This is a genomic window from Prevotella sp. MGM1 (assembly GCF_002933775.1).
GTDB lineage: Bacteria > Bacteroidota > Bacteroidia > Bacteroidales > Bacteroidaceae > Prevotella.
The window spans coordinates 1-638 of the sequence record NZ_BEWV01000118.1 but is presented as its reverse complement, the minus strand read 5'-3'; the positions used below and the strand labels follow the sequence as shown (position 1 = coordinate 638).

At 49.8% G+C, this 638-nt stretch carries 1 protein-coding gene; it reads left to right on the top strand.

Annotated elements, in window-relative coordinates; genetic code table 11:
- Nucleotides 1-140 precede the first annotated feature (140 nt).
- Nucleotides 141-611 (top strand): helix-turn-helix domain-containing protein, encoded by a 471-nt coding sequence (locus MoGM_RS03905; RefSeq protein ID WP_104368832.1) that lies wholly within the window; start codon nt 141-143, stop codon nt 609-611.
- The last annotated feature ends 27 nt before the right edge of the window (nt 612-638 follow it).

Sequence of the window (638 nt, the reverse complement as noted above, 5' to 3'; positions counted from 1 at the left end):
GGATAGTTCACAACCCTAACAAAAAGAGTGTAAAACTTTTACACTCTTTTTTATTATAGTGTGATTTTCCCCCAACTTTGCACCGTGAAAGCGTGCCCGCAGTGGGCGCGCTGCATCTAATTCAGGTAATTTTATTATGAATGGCTACTAAAAAAGACCGTGAGCAGCAGCGCGAACACGCCCGCCTGCTCTACATGCAGGGGGAGCCGCAGAAGTCCATTGCCGAAAAGGTCGGCGTGTCCGCACAGACTGTTACTAAATGGGTCGCAGACGGCGGCTGGGAACAGGCCCGCGCCGCCGCCAACATCACACGCCCGGAACTGGTCAACAAGATACTTAACAGCATTAACGTGCTGCTTGAGGATTTGGCCGCGGACCCCTCCCCGGAGAAAACTGCGGCGAGTGCCGACAAGCTGGTCAAGTTCGCCGCCACCGTTGAACGCCTCGACAAAAAAACATCAGTCGTTGATGTCATTGAGGTTTTTATGGCTTTCAGCAAATGGCTGCAATACCGCATGAGCTTCGACCCCAATGTTACCCCGGAACTGCTCAAAACAATAAATCATTATCACGACCTTTTCATTTCCGAAAAGCTCAAAGAAAGTTTTTAACGCATGGCTACGAAAGCGGAGATATTA

Coding starts and splice junctions, on each gene's coding strand:
- MoGM_RS03905 (WP_104368832.1), top strand. CDS start 141: ATGGCTACTAAAAAAGACCGTGAGCAGCAGCGCGAACACGCCCGCCTG.